This is a genomic window from Pseudomonas sp. Tul2A7 (assembly GCF_054790505.1).
Genome location: NZ_CP186499.1, coordinates 220,554 through 236,129, shown reverse-complemented (window position 1 = coordinate 236,129; position 15,576 = coordinate 220,554). Strand labels below are relative to the sequence as shown.

The following is a 15,576-nucleotide window of genomic DNA, read 5'->3' as shown; positions in this document are numbered from 1 at the left end:
CGATGACCTCGGCGATTTTTATTCCTGAGCTCGGCCATCTGGCGATGATCCTGGCGCTGTGTTTTGCGCTGGTGCAGGCCGTGGTGCCATTGGTCGGTGCCTGGCGCGGCGATCGTTTCTGGATGAGTCTGGCCCAGCCGGCCGCGTGGGGACAGTTTGCCTTTTTGCTGTTTGCGTTCGGCATTTTGACCTACGCGTTCATGACCGATGACTTCTCCGTCGCCTATGTCGCCAACAACTCCAATACCGCTTTGCCGTGGTATTACAAATTCAGCGCGGTGTGGGGCGCCCACGAAGGGTCGTTGCTGCTGTGGGCATTGATTCTCGGCGGCTGGACCTTTGCCGTGTCGGTGTTCTCCCGGCAGTTACCGCAAGTGATGCTCGCCCGCGTCTTGGCGGTGATGGGCATGATCAGCACCGGTTTCCTGCTGTTCCTGATCCTCACGTCCAACCCGTTCAAACGCATCCTGCCGCAGATGCCGAGCAATGGCGCCGACTTGAACCCGTTGTTGCAAGACATCGGCCTGATCGTGCACCCGCCGATGTTGTACATGGGTTACGTCGGCTTTTCGGTGGCGTTTGCCTTCGCCATCGCCGCGTTGATGGGCGGTCGTCTTGATGCCGCGTGGGCGCGCTGGTCGCGTCCGTGGACCATCGTTGCCTGGGCCTTCCTCGGCATCGGTATCACCCTCGGTTCGTGGTGGGCGTATTACGAACTCGGCTGGGGTGGCTGGTGGTTCTGGGACCCGGTGGAAAACGCTTCCTTCATGCCTTGGCTGGTCGGCACCGCGCTGATTCACTCGCTGGCGGTCACGGAAAAACGTGGCGTGTTCAAGAGCTGGACCGTGTTGCTGGCGATTGCCGCGTTCTCGCTGAGCCTGCTCGGCACGTTCCTTGTGCGTTCCGGTGTGCTGACTTCGGTGCATGCGTTTGCCTCCGATCCGGAGCGTGGCGTATTTATCCTGATATTCCTGTTGTTCGTGGTCGGCGGCTCGCTGACGCTGTTCGCCCTGCGCGCGCCAGTGGTCAAGAGTCAGGTCGGTTTCAACCTGTGGTCGCGGGAAACCCTGCTGCTGGGTAACAACCTGGTACTGGTCGTTGCTGCATCGATGATCCTGCTCGGCACGCTGTACCCGCTGATTCTCGATGCCCTCAGCGGCGCGAAAATGTCGGTCGGCCCGCCGTACTTCAACGCGCTGTTCATTCCGTTGATGGCGCTGCTGATGATGGTCATGGCGGTCGGCGTGATCGTGCGCTGGAAAGATACCCCGGTGAAATGGCTGGCGAGCATGCTGACCCCAGTGCTGTTGGGTAGCGTTGCGCTGGCGGTTGTTGCCGGTGTTGCTTACGGCGATTTCAACTGGGCAGTGATCGCGACTTTCTTGCTCGCGGCGTGGGTGTTGCTCGCCGGTGTCCGAGACATCGTCGACAAGACTCGCCACAAAGGCCTGATCAAAGGCCTGCCAACCCTGACCCGCAGCTATTGGGGCATGCAGATTGCCCACCTCGGCATCGCCGTGTGTGCGCTGGGCGTGGTGTTGTCGAGTCAGAACAGTGCCGAACGCGATCTGCGTCTGGCGCCGGGCGAGTCGATGGACCTGGCCGGTTATCACTTCGTCTTCGAAGGCGCCAAGCACTTCGAAGGGCCGAACTTCACCTCCGACAAAGGCACCATTCGGGTCATTCGTGATGGTAAGGAAATCAGCGTGCTGCATCCGGAAAAACGTCTGTACACCGTGCAGAACTCGGTGATGACCGAGGCCGGCATCGACGCCGGTTTCACCCGTGACCTTTACGTCGCCCTCGGTGAACCGCTGGACAACGGCGCGTGGGCGGTGCGCGTGCACGTCAAACCGTTCGTACGCTGGATCTGGTTCGGCGGTCTGCTCACCGGGTTCGGTGGCTTGCTCGCGGCGCTGGATCGACGTTATCGGGTCAAAGTGAAAGCCAAGGTGCGTGAAGCCCTGGGCATGACGGGAGCGGCGGCATGAGACGTTGGTTGATGCTGGTGCCACTGGCGATTTTCCTGCTGGTGGCGGTGTTTCTTTATCGCGGTCTGTACCTTGATCCGGCGGAGTTGCCGTCGGCGATGATCAACAAGCCATTCCCGGAGTTTTCCCTGCCCAACGTGCAGGGCGACAAGAACCTGACCAAGGCTGACATCCTCGGCAAACCGGCACTGGTCAACGTCTGGGGCACCTGGTGCATTTCCTGCCGGGTCGAGCATCCGGTGCTGAACAAACTCGCTGAGCGCGGTGTGGTGATCTACGGCATCAACTACAAGGACACCAACGCCGATGCCTTGAAGTGGCTGGCCGAATTCCACAATCCGTATGCGCTGGATATCCGTGATGACGAAGGCTCGCTGGGCCTGAACCTCGGTGTCTACGGCGCGCCGGAAACCTTCTTCATCGACGCCAAGGGCATCATCCGCGACAAGTACGTCGGCGTGATCGATGAGCAGGTCTGGCGCGAAAAACTCGCCGCGAAATATCAGGCGCTGGTCGATGAGGCCAAGCCATGAAGCGTTTCTTAGCCGCCGTGGTTTTGGGCCTGAGTCTGGTCGGCGTGGCCCATGCCGCCATCGACACCTACGAATTCGCCAAAGAAGGTGATCGCGAGCGTTTCCGTGAACTGACCAAGGAGCTGCGCTGCCCCAAGTGCCAGAACCAGGACATCGCTGACTCCAATGCACCGATTGCCGCTGACCTGCGCAAAGAGATTTTCCGCATGCTCGGTGAGGGCAAGGACAACCAGCAGATCATCGATTTCATGGTTGATCGCTACGGTGATTTCGTCCGCTACAAACCGGCGCTCAATGCCAAGACCGCACTGTTGTGGTTCGGCCCGGCCGGGCTGCTGCTCGGCGGTGTTGTGGTGATCGCGGTGATCGTCCGTCGTCGTCGCGGCCAGCGCGCCGAGACCCCGCAAGCGCTGTCCAGCGAAGAACGTCAGCGCCTCGACCAACTGTTGGATAAAAACCAAGAATGATTGATTTCTGGCTTGCCGCAGGGCTGTTGCTTCTGGTCGCCCTGAGTTTTCTGCTGATCCCGGTTTTGCGCGAACGTCGCGCCCAGCGTGAAGAGGATCGAACTGCCCTGAACGTTGCGCTGTATCAGGAGCGCGTCGCCGAGTTGCAAGCGCAGCAGGCTGAAGGCGTACTCGACGCTGCGCAATTGGACAGCGGTCGTGCCGAGGCTGCCCGTGAATTGCTGGCGGATACCGAAGGCGTCAGCGCGCCACGGGTTTCCCGACTGGGTAAACCGTTGCCGCTGTTGGCCGCTGTGCTGGTGCCGGTGTTGGGCCTGGGTCTGTATATGCACTTCGGCGCTGCCGACAAAGTTGAGCTGACCCGCGAATTTGCCCAGGCACCGCAGTCGATGGAAGAAATGACTCAGCGTCTGGAACGTGCTGTTGCGGCGCAACCGGATTCTGCCGAAGGCCTGTATTTCCTCGGCCGTACCTACATGGCGCAAGAGCGCCCGGCGGACGCGGCGAAGATGTTCGAACGCGCAGCCAACCTTGCCGGTCGCCAGCCGGAACTGCTCGGCCAGTGGGCGCAGGCGCAGTATTTTGCTGACGGCAAGAAGTGGTCGGACAAGATTCAGGCGCTGACCGACGAAGCGCTGAAGGCTGATCCGAAAGAAGTCACCAGCCTTGGTCTGCTCGGTATCGCTGCGTTTGAAGGCGAGCGTTATCAGGAAGCCATCGATTACTGGAACCGCTTGCTGGCGCAATTGCCGCCGGAGGACAGCTCCCGTGCTGCGCTGCAAGGCGGGATCAAACGCGCCGCTGAGCGTCTGGAAGCCAGCGGCGGCAAGGTTGCTCAGGCACCGGTAGCCGCGAAGGCCGCGCTGTTGAAAGTCAGCGTCGATCTTTCCAGCGAACTCAGAAGCAAAGTGCAACCGGGCGACAGCGTGTTCATTTTCGCCCGCGCCACCTCGGGTCCACCGGCACCGCTGGCGGCCAAACGCCTGACCGTGGCCGATCTGCCGGTGACCGTCGAACTGGGCGATGCCGACGCAATGATGCCGCAGTTGAAACTGTCGAACTTCCCTGAAGTCCAACTGGTTGCGCGCATCTCCCGCGCCGGCCAACCGACTGCCGGCGAGTGGGTCGGTCGCAGCGGCCCTCTGGCCAGCAGCACCACCGCGCTACAAAAACTGACCATCGACAGCCCGGACAAATAGCCGGACACAACAGGAAAGCACCGCCATGCACACCATCGCCCGAATCACAGTCCTCACACTGGCCCTGGGCTTGAGTGCATGTGCGGTGCAACGACCGGAACCGACCACCAACCTACCGCCAATCCCACCGTCGCAGCCAAGCCCGACCCCATCGACTTCACCGACGCCAGGCAAAAGTATCCCGGCGAAACCGGCCAAACCGGTCCCTCGCACTTCGGCCAGCTTCGCCCCACCACCGGGCGGCAACAGCCACTGGGACCAGAAACTCGGCGTCTACGTCCTCGACGACCAGACCAACACCTTCTACCGCCAGCGCACCTACTACCGCTGGAACAACGGTTGGAGCCGCTCGGTCAGCCCCAATGGCCCGTGGGAAGACACCAACATCCACGGCGTGCCACCGGGGTTGGGCAAGCAGTTCGGGCAGTGAATGCAAACGGCGATCTTTGGATCGCCGTTTTGCTGTGTGCCTGTTGGGTTCGCACGGAAATTGCTCAAGGAAGTGCTGCGCAAAGCTCAGGGTCTAGCGTTTCAATCACACTCTGTAAAACAACCGGACGTCGCTCTCTGGATTTCTGTGCTTGAGTAAAGATAACTCTAGGGTTATTTTTAAAGGGCCAAGGCAAGGAGGCGGTTGGTGCAAAGCAGGCTATTGATTAAGGAGCTGGAGGAGGCAGGCTGGACATTGGATCGGGTCACCGGCAGTCATCACATTTTCAGGCACCGATACAACCCGTACACGATTCCCGTTCCTCACCCGAAAAAGGATTTGCCACTGGGGACGGTCAAAAGCATCAGGAGGCGTGCCGGGTTGTACAACCCGCCAGCCAGTTATGAAGGAGATCCGTAATGCAATATCCAATCTGCATCGAATGGGGTGATGAAAATACCGCCATCGGTATTCAGATCCCCGATATTCCCGGCGCCGTGACAGCAGGGGATAGTTTTGAAGAGGCCTACAAGGCGGCGGTCGAAGTCGCCCACATCATGCTGCAGGAGATTGCGGCGAACGGGGAGTCGATTCCTATGCCGACTTCGGCATCCGCTCATCGCAGTAATCCAGAATTTGCCGAGATGGGCTGGGGCATGCTCGAGCTGGACATTTCGCCCTATCTTGGCAAGACCGAGAAGGTCAACGTAACGCTGCCCGGTTACGTGATTCAGCGCATCGATCGTTATGTGCGCGAGCACAACGTCAAAAGCCGCTCCTCCTTTCTGGCGGATGCGGCGATGGAAAAACTGGTTCGTTATTAAGCTTCCTCGCTCCCCCAGGCTCAGTGAATAACCTGTGGGAGCGAGCCTGCTCGCGAAGCTTTTGCGGCCTTACTCCGTTGCCAATGAACTGCGCTGCGAAGCACTCAAAAACCGCACCAACGCCAGCAGCGGAAACACACTGCCGACAATCACGATCCACAACCAGCCGCCATGCTCATACACCGCACTTGCGACCGACGAGCCAAAGGCGCCGCCGATGAAGATGCTGGTCATGTACAGCGCGTTCAGCCGGCCACGGCTTTTTGCATCCAGCGAGTACACCGCGCGTTGGCCGAGGACCATGTTCATCTGTACGCAGAAATCGAGCACCACGCCGGTCACGGCCAGGCCGATGACGCTGTAGGCCGGGTGGATGAAGGCGGGCAGGAAGCTCAGGCTGGCGAACAGCATGGCCAGCAGCGAGGCGATGCGAGTATGGCCGGCATCAGCCAGACGTCCGCTGATCGGTGCGGCGATGGCACCGATGGCGCCGACCAGGGCGAAGATCGCGATCTCGCTTTGCGACAAACCATGGTTGCGTGCCAGTTCCAGCGGCACCGCGGTCCAGAACAGGCTGAACGTGGCGAACATGCAGCCCTGATAAAACGCCCGTTGGCGCAGTACTGGTTGCTGGCGCAATAGCGTCCACAGCGAACCGATCAGTTGGCCATACGTGGCGCTGTGATCCGGTTGGCGCTTGGGCACGGTCAGCGCCAGCACTACGCTGATCGCCGCCATCAACGCTGCGGCAATCATGAACATCGCGCGCCAGCCCAGGTGATCAGCCACCACGCTCGACACCGGCCGCGCCAGCAGGATACCTAGCAACAAGCCGCCCATGATCCCGCCGACCACTCGGCCACGAGACTCTTCCGGCGCGAGATGCGCGGCCAGTGGAATCAGGATCTGCACCGACACCGAACTGAAGCCCACCAGCAACGAGATCAGCAGGAACACGTTCGGCTGATCGGTAAACGCCGCCGCCAGCAGGCTGGCAATCGCCACCACCGTGGTGATGATCATCAACCGGCGGTTTTCCAGCAGATCGCCCAGCGGCACCAGGAAAAACAGGCCCAGCGCATAACCGATCTGCGTCAGCGAGACGATGAAGCTGGCCATCGTGTCGCTCAGGCCAATGTCGGGCGCGATCAGACCGATGATCGGCTGTGCGTAGTAGATGTTGGCAACGATGGCGCCGCAGCAGAAGGCGAACAGCAGCACCATGCCTCGGGTCATTGCGTGAGTGGTGGTGGTCATAAGGTTTCTCGATCCAGCGAAAGGGAATGCAGTGAGGCTATGGGACAAACCGGGCGGGCAGAAGACGCCGTCGGTTGATATCAGTTATTCCGTTGCGGAATGAACAGGAGCACTCGGCAAGTCATCCATCGGCGGACCTTGCGTCCGACCGTTGAGGGTCGATGATACATTCACTTACATCCTGTTCGATAGCGTGCTTATGTTCGCATTGGCTTGTTCAACATTGATGACCGGAGGATTGCAATGTTTCGTCAGTGGCTTCACCACATAGCAACGATTGTCCTGATCAGCCTGCTGGCTGCGATGAACGTGCAGGCCGCCGACGCTCCTGGCATGCGCCTCGGCGTGCGCGGCGAGATCACTGGGGTCTACGCCGACTCATTGAAAGTCCACGTCAACACTGGCGAGAACGTGGTGATCCAGTTGACCGGCGACACCAAAATTCGCGCCGTCACCCTGGCCAATATCGAAGACATCAAACCCGGCAGTTACATCGGTTCGGCGGCGATACCGCAGGAGGATGGCACGCTCAAGGCGCTGGAAGTGCATGTGTTCCCGCCGGAACTGGCGGGTAGCGGCGACGGGCATCGGCCGTTCGATCTGGCCAAGGGCAGCAGCATGACCAATGGCAGTGTCGGCGATCTGGTGGTGAGCAACGGGCGGGTGCTGACGGTGAACTACAAGGGTGGGCAGCAGAAGATTCTGGTGCCCGAGGATGTGCCGATTGTGAATTTGGTGCCGGGGGATCGGAGCTTGCTGAAGGTTGGGGTGAAGATTGTTACGTTCGTCACGCAGGGTGCGGATGGTACGCTGACGGCGCAGTCTATTTCTGCGGGGAAGGATGGGGTGACGCCGCCGATGTAAAAGCAGACCCTCACCCTAGCCCTCTCCCGGAGGGAGAGGGGACTGATTGGGGGATGCTGAAGGAATACGCCGACATGAAACTGCGGTGCCGAATCCATAATCGATAAGGTCTTTCAGGTCGATGTAACTCGCCAGACACCTCGGTCGGCCCCCTCTCCCTCTGGGAGAGGGCTGGGGTGAGGGTAAAGCGGCCACAAAAAAAGGCGACCACTGTGGATCGCCTTTTTCACGCCTGCTTAAACCTTACTGCCCGCTATAAATCTGGTCAAAAACCCCACCATCATTAAAGTGCGTCTTCTGCACCGTACGCCAGTCACCAAAAGTTTTCTCAACCGAGAGGAAATCAACTTTCGGGAAGCGATCGGTGTACTTCGCCAACACCGCCGGATCACGCGGACGCAGGTAGTTCGCCGCCGCAATCTCCTGACCTTGCGGCGACCACAGGTACTTCAGATACTCATCCGCCGCTGCACGCGAACCTTTCTTGTCGACCACTTTATCGACCACAGACACCGGCGGCTCCGCCTCGGCGGAAACGCTCGGGTAGATCACTTCAAACTGATCACGACCAAACTCGCGAGCAATCATTTCCGCTTCGTTTTCGAAGGTCACCAGCACGTCGCCGATCTGGTTGGTCATGAACGTGGTGGTCGCCGCGCGGCCACCGGTATCCAGCACTGGCGCTTGCTTGAACAGTTTGCCGACGAAGTCCTTGGCCTTGTTCTCGTCGCCGCCATTCTTCAGCACATAACCCCACGCCGACAGGTAGGTGTAGCGACCGTTACCCGAGGTTTTCGGATTTGGCACGATCACTTGCACGCCGTCCTTGAGCAGATCCGGCCAGTCTTTCAGGGCTTTCGGGTTGCCTTTACGGACGATGAACACCGTGGCCGAGGTGAACGGTGCGCTGTTGTTCGGCAGACGGGTGACCCAGTTCTCCGGTACCAGTTTGCCGTTGTCGGCGAGGGCGTTGATGTCGGTGGCCATGTTCATGGTGATGACGTCAGCCGGCAGGCCGTCGATCACCGAACGCGCTTGCTTGCTCGAGCCGCCGAAGGACATCTGCACGGTGATGCTTTCGTTGTGCTCGGCTTGCCAGTGTTTCTGGAACGCAGTGTTGTAGTCCTTGTAGAAATCGCGCATCACGTCGTAGGAAACGTTGAGCAGCGTCGGGGCTGCCTGAGCGATGTTGGCCAAGGCCAGACCGGCGGCGAGAAGTGAGGCGCCAAAGAGTTTTTTCACTGCGCATTCCTTGTTTTATCTGTGTAGGAGCAGGGGTGATGTTCAATTGCCACTGACTATAACGGGGCACGCATAGTCGTTTAAAGATTAAAAAGCTCTTTGCTTATTCCAGTTTCTTGAACAGTGCATTGCCACATCGCGAGCAGAACGCTGCGCCGTGTTCATGGCTGTTTTTCTTGCACACCGGGCAGTCGTGTTGCAGCTGTTCACCGCGCATGGCGTTGGCCAGTTCGGCGGTGAAAATCCCCGTCGGCACGGCGATGATCGAGTAACCCGTAATCATCACCAGCGACGAAATAACCTGGCCCAGCGGGGTCTTCGGCACGATGTCGCCGAAGCCCACCGTGGTCAGCGTGACGATCGCCCAGTAGATGCCTTTGGGGATGCTGGTGAAACCATGCTCCGGGCCTTCGATCACGTACATCAAGGTGCCGAACACCGTCACCAGGGTGCACACGCTGACCAGAAACACGACGATTTTCTGTTTGCTGCCACGCAGCGCCGACATCAAGTAATTGGCTTGCTTGAGGTACGGGCTGAGCTTGAGCACGCGGAAAATCCGCAACATCCGAATGATCCGGATAATCAGCAGGTACTGCGCATCGCTGTAATACAGGGCGAGGATGCCGGGCACGATCGCCAGCAAATCCACCAGCCCGTAAAAGCTGAAGGCGTAGCGCAACGGCTTGGGAGAGCAGTACAGACGCAGGATGTACTCGCCGAGAAAGATGATCGTGAAGCCCCACTCGATGTAGGCCAGCACGTTCGCATAGTTCTGGTGAATGCTGTCGATGCTGTCGAGCATCACGATCACCAGACTGGCGAGGATGATCAACAGCAGGATGCCATCGAAGCGACGCCCGGCACGGGTGTCGCTCTGGAAAATCATCACGTAAAGCCGTTCGCGCCAACTGTTGCTGCTGTCCATGGATAACGCCTGAATCGAAGATCAGCGCAGCCTAGGTTGATTCTCCCCATGAGCGCAAGGCGCACGCTCGACGCTGGCTTTGCCGAGCATCTGAATCCCGGCGCGGATCAGCCAGCCGGCGAGGATAAACGGCGCGGTCAACGTCGCGAGGCCGACGGCGGCAAACAGCGGCGTGACCAGCAGCGCGAGGACGATACCGAGCAGCGGCAGCCACGGTTGTTGGCGTTGCGCGGAGAAGGCGAGGGCGGCGAGCACGGCGTTGTAACTGCCGAGCCCGAGCAGGGCCACGCTGGTTTCATGGTGCAGCAAGCTGGAGCCAAGGCCGATCGCCGACGCCAGCAGCGCCCAGCAAAACGCCCGGCGATCAGCGATCAACAAACCGGCAGCGATCAAAGCGCCGGCCAGTGGATGACCGAGGAACATCACTTGGCCCAGACCGCGTAGTTCGGCGGCGAGCAGGTTCAGCGTGTTCAACTCGACATGCGCGACAGGCGCCGACGGTTCGGCGAACAACAGCAATACCCAGCTCATGGCCACGAACGGCGAGGTGTAGGCCGGAATCGATCGGCTGCTGTACACGTGTTTGAGCCATTGCTGAGTGACCATCGCGCTCAATCCGCCGGCGGCGAGAATCAGCGGCGGCAGCATTGGCGACCAGGGGAAATACAGGCTCAGCAACAGGCCAAGCAAAATGCCGTTGTAGCTGAACAACCCGGCCTGGCGATCAGCCTTGGCGTAGTTGCGCCGTTGCGCCGTGAGCAATCCGGCGACGGCACCGAGCAGCGCACCGGCGAACAGCACGGGTGCCGTCAGCAGAATCGCCAATAGGCACAGCAGGCCGCACAGCGGATGGCGCTGGAGGAATATCTGACTGAAACCGTTGAGCAAAGCCTCGGCCCAGTCGGGGCAGTGGGTGTTGAAATGATTGGCAGGCATGGGCAGTTCATTCGGTACTGATCGTTCCCACGCTCTGCGTGGGAATGCCTCAAAGGACGCTCTGCGTCTGCTCTTGGAACGCAGAGCGTCCCGGGCCGCATTCCCACGCAGAGCGTGGGAACGATCATGGTGGGGGGCTTAAATCAACGTTTCGATCCGCAGCGAGTTAGTCGAACCCGGCTGCCCGAACGGCACTCCGGCAGTGATCAGCAGCGTGTCACCACGCTCGGCCATACCCTGCGCCTGGGCGATTTCCAGCGCGGTCGAGCAAACCTCATCGACCTGACGCAGACGATCATTGACCACCGAATGAATCCCCCACGCCACGCTCAAACGTCGCGCGGTTTGCAGGTTCGGCGTCAGGTTGAGGATCGGCGCTTTCGGCCGTTCCCGCGCTGCACGCAGACTCGAGGTGCCCGATTCGCTGTAGTTGACCAGCACCGCCACCGGCAGCACGTTACTAATGCGCCGGATCGCGCAGCTGATCGCATCGGAAACGGTTGCTTCAGCCTTCGGCCGGCTAACGTCGAGTTGAGTCTGATAGTCCGGGCCGTTTTCCACTTGGCGAATGATTTTGCTCATCATCTGCACAGCTTCGAGTGGGTATTCGCCGGAGGCGGTTTCCGCCGACAGCATCACCGCATCGGCACCTTCGGCCACGGCGTTGGCAACGTCGGTCACTTCGGCGCGGGTCGGGGCAGGGGAGAAGCGCATCGACTCAAGCATCTGCGTCGCTACCACCACCGGTTTGCCGAGTTCGCGGCAGGTGGTGATGATGTTTTTCTGAATCTGCGGCACGCTTTCCGCCGGCACTTCAACGCCGAGGTCACCGCGAGCCACCATGATCGCGTCACTCAATTCAGCGATTTCACGCAACTGTTCAACAGCGGAAGGCTTCTCGATTTTCGCCATCAAAAAGGCTTTGTCGCCGATCAGTGCGCGGGCTTCGATGATGTCCTGCGGACGCTGCACAAACGATAGCGCGACCCAGTCCACACCTAGCTCCAGACCGAAGCTCAAATCGCGACGATCCTTGGCGGTCAGCGGGCTGAGGTCGAGCACCGCTTGCGGCACGTTGACGCCTTTGCGGTCCGACAGTTCGCCGCCATTGAGCACGGTGGTATCGATCGCATCGTCGTACTTGGTGACCACGCGCAGACGCAGTTTGCCGTCGTCGAGGAGCAGATCCATGCCTGCTTCCAGCGCGGCAATGATCTCTGGATGCGGCAGATTCACCCGGCGTTCATCGCCCGGCGTAGCGTCCAGATCCAGACGGAACGCCTGCCCACGATGCAGTTGCACCTTGCCGTCAGCGAACTTGCCGACGCGCAGTTTCGGCCCCTGCAAGTCCATCAGAATGCCCAGCGGATAGTTGAGCTGGCGCTCGACTTCGCGGATCCACTGATAGCGCTTGGCGTGGTCGGCGTGATCGCCGTGGCTGAAGTTCAGGCGGAAGATATTCACTCCAGCCTCGACCAGTTCACGGATGTCTTCGATGCCATCGACAGCAGGCCCGAGGGTGGCGAGGATTTTGACCTTTTTATCAGGCGTCATGATTTGCAGCTCTCAAGGATCAGAATGGCGCGGAAGTCGTTGACGTTGGTGCGGGTCGGCTCGGTGACGATCAGTGCATCGAGCGCCGCGAAGTAGCCGTAGCCGTTGTTGTTATCCAACTCGTCGCTGGCGCTCAAACCGAGGGCGGCGGCGCGGGCGTAGCTGTCCGGGGTCATGATCGCGCCGGCGTTGTCTTCCGAGCCGTCGATGCCGTCGGTGTCACCGGCCAGCGCATAGACGCCGGGCTGGCCTTTGAGGTTCTCGGTCAGGCTCAAGAGGAATTCGGCGTTGCGACCGCCACGGCCATTGCCGCGCACGGTCACGGTGGTTTCGCCGCCGGAGAGAATCACGCACGGCGCCGCCAGTGGCTGACCGTGATTAATGATCTGGCGGGCGATGCCGGCATGGACTTTCGCCACTTCACGGGATTCGCCTTCGAGGTCGCCGAGGATCAGCGTGCTGAAACCGGCCTGACGGCATTTCACCGCAGCGGCATCCAGCGATTGCTGAGGGCGGGCGATCAACTGGAAGTGGCTGCGCGCCAGGGACGGATCGCCGGGTTTGACGGTTTCCGATTCCGGGCTTTGCAGCCAGTTGCGTACTGACGCCGGGATCTCGATGCCGTAGCGCTTGATGATCGCCAGCGCTTCGGCGGAAGTGCTCGGGTCGGCCACGGTCGGGCCGGACGCGATGACGGTGGCGAGGTCGCCCGGTACATCGGAAATCGCGTAGGTATAAACAGTGGCAGGCCAGCAGGCCTTGCCGAGACGGCCGCCCTTGATCGCCGAGAGGTGCTTGCGCACGCAGTTCATCTCGCCGATGGTTGCGCCGGATTTGAGCAAAGCTTTGTTGATCGACTGCTTGTCGGCGAGGGTGATGCCTTCGGCCGGCAATGCGAGCAGGGCAGAGCCGCCACCGGAGAGCAGAAAGATCACGCGGTTGTCTTCAGTCAGGTTGCTGACCAGTTCGAGCACACGTTTGGCCACGGCCAGACCGGCAGCGTCCGGCACCGGATGCGCGGCTTCGACCACTTCGATTTTTTCGCACGGGGCGCCGTGACCGTAACGGGTCACAACCAGGCCAGACACTTCACCTTCCCAGCAATTCTCGACCACTTGCGCCATGGCGGCAGCGGCTTTGCCGGCGCCGATGACGATCACCCGGCCGCTGCGATCGGCAGGCAAATAGGCTTCGAGGACCTGGTTCGGATGGGCCGCGTCGATGGCTGTGGCAAACAGCTCGCGCAGCAGTTGTTGCGGATCGACCGACATGGCGGGCTCCCAATCTTATTGTTCTTGGTTAATGCTGATGATCGTTCCCACGCTCTGCGTGGGAATGCCTCAATGGACGCTCTGCGTCCGCTTCGGCAGGGACGCGGAGCGTCCCGGGCTGCATTCCCACGCAGAGCGTGGGAACGAGCGACGGGGCAGTGGCTTATTTGTTGTCGCGAATCGAGAAGTTGGCCATGTGTTCCAGACCTTTGATCAGCGCCGAGTGATCCCAGTTGCTGCCACCGATGGCCGCGCAGGTGCTGAACACTTGCTGGGCGTTGGCGGTGTTCGGCAGGTTGATGTTCAGCTCTTTGGCGCCTTGCAGGGCCAGGTTCAGGTCCTTCTGGTGCAGGCTGATGCGGAAGCCTGGATCGAAGGTGCCTTTGATCATGCGCTCGCCGTGCACTTCGAGGATCTTCGAGGAAGCGAAACCGCCCATCAGCGCTTCACGCACTTTGGCCGGATCGGCACCGTTTTTCGAAGCGAACAGCAGGGCTTCAGCGACGGCCTGAATGTTCAGCGCAACGATGATCTGGTTAGCCACTTTGGCGGTCTGACCGTCGCCGTTGCCACCGACCAGGGTGATGTTCTTGCCCATGGCCTGGAACAGCGGGAGAGCGCGTTCGAAGGCATCGGCGTCGCCACCGATCATGATGCTCAGGGTCGCAGCTTTGGCGCCGACTTCACCGCCGGACACCGGTGCGTCGAGGTACTGCGCGCCTTTCTCGTTGATCTTCGCTGCGAACGCTTTGGTGGCGGTTGGCGAGATCGAGCTCATATCGATGACGATCTTGCCTTTGCTCAGGCCTGCGGCAACGCCGTCGGCGCGGAACAGTACGTCGTCGACCTGTGGGGTATCCGGGACCATGACGATAATGAATTCAGCTTCCTGCGCGACTTCGCGCGGGTTGGCCAGGGCGACGGCGCCAGCGGCAACCAGGTCAGCCGGAGCGGCGTCGTGGTGCGCCGACAGGAACAGGCTGTGACCGGCTTTCTGCAGGTTCGAAGCCATTGGGTGGCCCATGATGCCGGTGCCGATAAATCCGATTTTAGCCATGAGAAAATCCTCTTGTTTTTATTGCTGCTTCAAGCAAAAAGGGAGCTGCTTTTATGTGGGAGCGAGCCTGCTCGCGAATGCGGTGGAACATTCAATATCCGTGTTGACTGAACCACCGCATTCGCGAGCAGGCTCGCTCCCACAGGGTTTTGCAGTGTTCTTAGATTGCGTTGTGCGACTTCAGCCAGCCGAGGCCTGCTTCGGTGGTGGTCAGCGGCTTGTATTCGCAACCCACCCACCCCTGATAACCGATGCGATCGAGGTGTTCGAACAGGAAGCGGTAGTTGATTTCACCGGTGCCTGGTTCGTTGCGCCCCGGGTTGTCCGCGAGCTGCACATGGTTGATCTCGCCCAGGTGCGATTGCAGGGTGCGGGCCAGATCGCCTTCCATGATTTGCATGTGATAGATGTCGTATTGCAGGAACAGATTGGCGCTGCCGACCTGCTCGCGAATCGACAGGGCTTGCGCCGTGTTGTTCAGGTAGAAGCCCGGGATGTCGCGGGTGTTGATCGCTTCCATCACCAGTTTGATGCCGACGGCTTGCAGCTTGTCGGCGGCATATTTGAGGTTGGCGACGAAGGTCTTTTCCACGGTGGCATCGTCCACGCCTTGCGGACGAATACCGGCCAGGCAGTTGATCTGGGTGTTACCCAGCACTTGCGCGTAGGCAATCGCCAGATCGACACCGGCACGGAATTCTTCAACCCGATCCGGCAGGCAGGCGATACCGCGCTCGCCCTTGGCCCAGTCACCGGCCGGCAGGTTGAACAGCACTTGGGTCAGACCGTTGGCGTCGAGCCTGGCCTTTATTTCGGCAGAGCTGAAGTCGTACGGGAACAGATACTCGACCCCGCTGAAACCGGCCTTGGCGGCGGCGTCGAAACGGGCAAGGAAATCCTGTTCGGTGAACAGCATGGACAGGTTGGCTGCGAAACGCGGCATGGTGGTCTCCCGTTCTAGATTCTCGTTCCCACGCTCTGCGTGGGAATGCCTCAATGGACGCTCTGCGTCCGCTTTGGGAC

Annotated in this window: 16 protein-coding genes; 8 read left to right on the top strand and 8 right to left on the bottom strand. The window is 60.3% G+C overall.

Annotation, left to right across the window (positions count from 1 at the left end):
• The first annotated feature begins 2 nt into the window (after positions 1–2).
• From ACOYXJ_RS01160 to ACOYXJ_RS01130, 7 genes are all read left to right on the top strand, one after another.
• The gene (locus ACOYXJ_RS01160) at positions 3–1,991 is read left to right on the top strand and encodes a heme lyase CcmF/NrfE family subunit (RefSeq protein WP_127926331.1); all 1,989 of its coding nucleotides are present in this window, start codon (positions 3–5) and stop codon (positions 1,989–1,991) included.
• A complete protein-coding gene (locus ACOYXJ_RS01155) occupies positions 1,988–2,524 on the top strand; it encodes a DsbE family thiol:disulfide interchange protein (protein ID WP_095119917.1) in 537 nt (178 codons plus the stop codon). The genes ACOYXJ_RS01160 and ACOYXJ_RS01155 overlap by 4 nt, the downstream gene beginning before the upstream one ends.
• Positions 2,521–2,991, top strand: a complete 471-nt coding sequence (locus tag ACOYXJ_RS01150; protein WP_460367485.1) for a cytochrome c-type biogenesis protein — start codon at positions 2,521–2,523, stop codon at positions 2,989–2,991. Before ACOYXJ_RS01155 ends, ACOYXJ_RS01150 begins: the two co-directional genes overlap by 4 nt.
• Positions 2,988–4,190, top strand: a complete 1,203-nt coding sequence (gene ccmI / locus ACOYXJ_RS01145; protein WP_460367482.1) for a c-type cytochrome biogenesis protein CcmI — start codon at positions 2,988–2,990, stop codon at positions 4,188–4,190. The genes ACOYXJ_RS01150 and ccmI overlap by 4 nt, the downstream gene beginning before the upstream one ends.
• Before the next feature lie 25 nt (positions 4,191–4,215).
• On the top strand, positions 4,216–4,620 hold the full coding sequence (locus ACOYXJ_RS01140; protein WP_016987493.1) for a hypothetical protein: 405 nt from the start codon (positions 4,216–4,218) through the stop codon (positions 4,618–4,620).
• A gap of 207 nt (positions 4,621–4,827) precedes the next feature.
• Positions 4,828–5,040, top strand: coding sequence for a type II toxin-antitoxin system HicA family toxin (locus ACOYXJ_RS01135; RefSeq protein WP_401046269.1), 213 nt, complete (start codon positions 4,828–4,830; stop codon positions 5,038–5,040).
• On the top strand, positions 5,040–5,444 hold the full coding sequence (locus tag ACOYXJ_RS01130; protein WP_460367479.1) for a type II toxin-antitoxin system HicB family antitoxin: 405 nt from the start codon (positions 5,040–5,042) through the stop codon (positions 5,442–5,444). Before ACOYXJ_RS01135 ends, ACOYXJ_RS01130 begins: the two co-directional genes overlap by 1 nt.
• Positions 5,445–5,513: 69 nt before the next feature.
• Here ACOYXJ_RS01130 and ACOYXJ_RS01125 read toward each other — a convergent pair whose 3' ends face one another.
• The gene (locus tag ACOYXJ_RS01125; RefSeq protein ID WP_460367477.1) at positions 5,514–6,701 is read right to left on the bottom strand and encodes an MFS transporter; all 1,188 of its coding nucleotides are present in this window, start codon (positions 6,699–6,701) and stop codon (positions 5,514–5,516) included.
• Between the two features lie 243 nt (positions 6,702–6,944).
• On the opposite strand from ACOYXJ_RS01125, the gene ACOYXJ_RS01120 reads away from it, so the two are divergent.
• On the top strand, positions 6,945–7,565 hold the full coding sequence (locus ACOYXJ_RS01120) for a hypothetical protein (protein ID WP_460367474.1): 621 nt from the start codon (positions 6,945–6,947) through the stop codon (positions 7,563–7,565).
• 243 nt (positions 7,566–7,808) lie between these two features.
• Here ACOYXJ_RS01120 and ACOYXJ_RS01115 read toward each other — a convergent pair whose 3' ends face one another.
• From ACOYXJ_RS01115 to hyi, 7 genes are all read right to left on the bottom strand, one after another.
• Positions 7,809–8,807 (bottom strand): sulfate ABC transporter substrate-binding protein, encoded by a 999-nt coding sequence (locus ACOYXJ_RS01115; RefSeq protein ID WP_150794393.1) that lies wholly within the window; start codon positions 8,805–8,807, stop codon positions 7,809–7,811.
• A 103-nt stretch (positions 8,808–8,910) separates the two neighbouring features.
• Positions 8,911–9,735, bottom strand: coding sequence for an ion transporter (locus ACOYXJ_RS01110; RefSeq protein WP_038363916.1), 825 nt, complete (start codon positions 9,733–9,735; stop codon positions 8,911–8,913).
• 21 nt (positions 9,736–9,756) lie between these two features.
• Positions 9,757–10,671: an urea transporter gene (locus tag ACOYXJ_RS01105; protein ID WP_460367472.1), complete on the bottom strand. Its 915-nt coding sequence runs from the start codon at positions 10,669–10,671 to the stop codon at positions 9,757–9,759.
• A gap of 138 nt (positions 10,672–10,809) precedes the next feature.
• A complete protein-coding gene (gene pyk, locus ACOYXJ_RS01100) occupies positions 10,810–12,225 on the bottom strand; it encodes a pyruvate kinase (protein ID WP_110720781.1) in 1,416 nt (471 codons plus the stop codon).
• A complete protein-coding gene (locus ACOYXJ_RS01095) occupies positions 12,222–13,496 on the bottom strand; it encodes a glycerate kinase type-2 family protein (RefSeq protein WP_460367469.1) in 1,275 nt (424 codons plus the stop codon). Before ACOYXJ_RS01095 ends, pyk begins: the two co-directional genes overlap by 4 nt.
• Positions 13,497–13,659: 163 nt before the next feature.
• The gene (locus tag ACOYXJ_RS01090; RefSeq protein ID WP_007919937.1) at positions 13,660–14,553 is read right to left on the bottom strand and encodes a 2-hydroxy-3-oxopropionate reductase; all 894 of its coding nucleotides are present in this window, start codon (positions 14,551–14,553) and stop codon (positions 13,660–13,662) included.
• A gap of 160 nt (positions 14,554–14,713) precedes the next feature.
• Positions 14,714–15,496 carry a hydroxypyruvate isomerase gene (gene hyi / locus ACOYXJ_RS01085; protein WP_460367467.1) on the bottom strand — a complete coding sequence of 261 codons (783 nt, stop codon included), beginning with the start codon at positions 15,494–15,496 and terminating at the stop codon, positions 14,714–14,716.
• Positions 15,497–15,576 lie beyond the last annotated feature (80 nt).